Origin of the sequence: Mycobacterium talmoniae (assembly GCF_001854525.1) — a bacterium.
Lineage (GTDB): Bacteria > Actinomycetota > Actinomycetes > Mycobacteriales > Mycobacteriaceae > Mycobacterium > Mycobacterium talmoniae.
Genome location: NZ_MLQM01000285.1, coordinates 1 through 3438, shown reverse-complemented (window position 1 = coordinate 3438; position 3438 = coordinate 1). Strand labels below are relative to the sequence as shown.

Below are 3438 nucleotides of genomic sequence, written 5' to 3'. Positions count from 1 at the left end.
CCGTTGGCCGGTGCGGCGGCGATCAACGACGCCACCAGGGTGCCGTGGGCGTCGCAGTCGGTTAACCCGTCACCGCCGCCCATCACGTAGTCCCCGCCACCGGTGAGGTTGGGCAGCCGCGGATGCGGGGTTACCCCGGTGTCGATGACGGCAACCTTCACCCCGCCGCCCCGGCCGAATTGCCACGCCTCCGGCAGGTTCAGCATGTCCAGGAACTTCGGCTGGACCCGAAAGTCGGTGCCCGGCAACACCCCAACCTCCGTGCAGTAGGACGTCTGCCGCATCGGCTGTTCGGGCCCGGGTGGGCTGTCCGGCGGGAGCGCGGCGGGGTCGATCGCCGGGCGGTCGATGGCCGCGGCCGGCAGCGCCCCGGCCAGCGCGCCGGCCGCCACCAGCAGCGTGGTCGCGGTCGCGGCGGCCGCACGGCTGCACCGCGGCCAGCCGTTACCGGTACCGGATGGCTTCATAGGTGTTCATCAACCACAGCGCCAGCGGGAACAACGGCATCAGGCACAGGTACTCCACCCACTCCACGAGTTTGCGGAACAGCGGGCTGTAGATGGTGTTGGGCACCACCGCGGCGGCGATCAGCCCGGCCGCCGGGAGCACGATCAGCACCGCCACCCCGATGGAGAGCGCCGCCGGTGTCCATAGCACCACCACGTAGCGCACCGCGACGATGGCCGGGATCGCCACGCCGGTGACCGTCACCGTGATCGCCTGCCAGCGGTCCAGGAAGGAGCGGCCCCGCAGGATCAAGAACCCGGCGGTGAAACCGGCCAAAAACAGCGGCAGCCAGCGTCGATCGGAGCTCGGGTCGCACAGTCCGGCCGCCGACGCCGCGATGAGCACACCCAGGCCGGCCAGCAGGCCGGTCAGGAACGACCGGGCCCGCTCGGCGCGCAGCACCACTTCGCGCACCGATTCGGGGCCTTCCAGCACCGGGGCGGCGCCTTCGGCCTTCACCACGGTGGTGGGCAGGTCGGGGCGGGCTTCGAACACCCAGCGGCTGGTCGCCGACGGGAACACCGGCAACCGGATGCCGGTCAGCCACCGGGACAGCGAGGGGGCGAATTGATAGCCCAGCACGCAGGCCAGCAGCAGGCAGCCCATCAGCGTGACCGCCCCGGTCAGTGCCACCATCCGCAAGACGCCCACCAGCATCACGCCGACGCTGATCGTGATGATCGCGGTGTAGATGCCCAGCCGACGGCCGGTGAACCGCATCAGCAGCAGCGCGGTCACCCCGGCCACGCCGAACCCGAACGCGGCGTGCGGCGCCCCCACCGGTCCGGGGACCGCCGCGGCGGCCGCGACCGCCAGCGCCGGCAACGCGGTGAGCAGCAAGATGTCCCCCACCCGGTGTTCGGGCACGGTGCGTGCCCGCAGCAGGATCAGCACCGCCGCGGCGAATACCAGCACCGCGATGACCCCGGCCCAGCCGGCCGCCAGCCAGCTGTCGTGCCGGTACCGCCAGCCGCCCAGCAGGCCCACCGCCAGCAGCACCCCGGTCGCCAGCATCGCGACGCCCACCTGGACGGCGGTCACCGGGTTGATCGCGGTGAACCGCTCGGACAGGTTCACCGCCACCGCGGTCGAGATGTGCTCGATGACTTGCGAGCGACGCTCGGTGTCCTCGACGAACCGCAGCCACAGCCGGTCGCCGTCGTACACCTCTTGTTCGGTCAGCGACTGGGTGGACCGCAGCGCGGTCCCGTCGACCAGGCACAACACCCACCGGCCGCGGCCCTTGGCCTCCAGGGGCTTCTCCCCCAGCTCCCGCAGTCGGCTGTTGATGACCTTCAGCAGCGGGTCGATCATCACCGACACCGGGGCGTCGGCGTCGAGCAGCACGCCGATCTGCACGCCGGCGCCGGCCATGATGCCGACCACCGCGGCACGCGGCGCGGTGACCGAGGGCTCGGTGTCGGGCTGCGCAACCTCGACCATCGCCGTCACCGTCCCACCGCCCTCGATCGAGCTATTTCCAGATCGGCCGAGGCCATATCCGGTGGGCGGTTGCGCCCGACAAATACTGAATCCATGCCTGCTGCCTCATTTTGGTGGATTTATAGTGTCGCCCAATTCTAGGGCCATTGTGCTCTATCCGCACGACGACGACGCATGCTACGTAACCCTTTGCCGCGTCTGGTTTTTCGTTCCCCTGCGTTAAACTCTGCGATGCGTTTTCCAGGACCCGTACGGAAGTGTGTCCAAAACGGTCTTGACCCCGACTTGCACCAACTGTGGGGTGGCCGGACAGATCGCCAGCCACGCCTCCCCGGAGCCGGCCGTGCGGGCCTGCTGATACAGCGCGATGCGGCCGCCGGAGCCATCCTTGAGCGAGAGCACCGAGGCGCTGGGCGCCCGGGCGTCGTCGCGGTATTGCCGCGCGTAGACCGCCGCCTCGGCCTCCGGATCCGACAGCGCCTGCCCCAGGGCGGCGATGGTGGCCGCCGACAGGCCCATCCGCCGCAGGTCGCCGCCGGAGAAGACGTTGAACCCCGACTCCTGCCAGCTCTGGGTGACCTCCAGCATTTCCTCCAGCGGGACGTTGACCGCCGTGATCTGGGCCGGGTCGGTGTGGTGGATGGACTCCAGGGCGTCGAGCACCAGCGCCGCGATCGACGAGGCGTCGGTGATCGACACGTCGTCGACGGTGATGTCGGTGCCCACCCGCACCGCCGACACCCAGTGCTCGCCGCGGCGGGCCAACAGCACGCGGAATTCGTTGTCGGGAATGTCGCGGGTTCCCGGCGGCGCATCCTCGTCGTCGATAATGCCGTAGCGCAGTTTGCCGCGGGACAGCAACGCGACGACCTCGAGGTCGGGTGCGGCCAGTACCTTCATTCGCCCCGCGACCTGCTCGTTGACCGCGTCGCCGACGACGATCCCCTGCTCGCGCATCACCGCCATGCCGGGATGCTCATTCAGCCAGTCGTTGGAATCGGTCGAGACGAACGGCCGACACCGCAGCTCGGGCGCCACATGGCGGATGTCGAGCAGTGCTTGCAGCATCCAGAAGCCCTCGACGTTGACGGTGATGTCAGTTCTGGTGCTCGGATCCATCGCTACCCTCCATTAGCCTTCGCCGCTGTGCGTACGTGCCTATTGCAACACGCGACGGCACACCGTGACCGGTGTGCCGTCGCGTTTAGTCAGCTGTCACCGCGCCGGGTGTGACGGTGGCGCGTGTCGCGACCAGTTCACACCCGGCGCCAGTGGCATCCGGATATCAGGCCCAGCTGGCGCTGACCGCGCCGTCGGTGGAGGCCATGTTGCCGCCAGCGGTCTGCACCTTGGTGCCGTGGGTGGCCGCCTGCTCATAAATCACCTGGAAGTTACGACCCAACTGGGTGATGAACTCCTGGCAGGCCACCGACCCCGACCCACCCCAAAAGTCACCGGCAGCCAACACATCGGCAATGATCGCCTGAT

4 protein-coding genes are annotated in these 3438 nt (G+C 69.1%); all 4 read right to left on the bottom strand.

The genetic code is table 11. From position 1 onward, the window contains the following. Positions 1-467, bottom strand: a 467-nt coding sequence (locus tag BKN37_RS26455; protein WP_242657374.1) for a S8 family serine peptidase, incomplete at its 3' end; no start/stop codon positions are given. Next, positions 445-1959 (bottom strand): type VII secretion integral membrane protein EccD, encoded by a 1515-nt coding sequence (gene eccD, locus BKN37_RS26450; RefSeq protein WP_071030199.1) that lies wholly within the window; start codon positions 1957-1959, stop codon positions 445-447. The genes BKN37_RS26455 and eccD, both read right to left, overlap by 23 nt. A gap of 210 nt (positions 1960-2169) precedes the next feature. Next, positions 2170-3069, bottom strand: a complete 900-nt coding sequence (locus BKN37_RS26445; RefSeq protein WP_071030198.1) for an ESX secretion-associated protein EspG — start codon at positions 3067-3069, stop codon at positions 2170-2172. A 166-nt stretch (positions 3070-3235) separates the two neighbouring features. Continuing rightward, the coding region (locus BKN37_RS26440; RefSeq protein WP_095407148.1) for a WXG100 family type VII secretion target at positions 3236-3438 on the bottom strand (203 nt) is incomplete at its 5' end.

Excerpts from the sequence above, each read along its gene's own strand:
- BKN37_RS26445 (WP_071030198.1), bottom strand. The coding sequence starts at position 3,069 with ATGGATCCGAGCACCAGAACTGACATCACCGTCAACGTCGAGGGCTTC.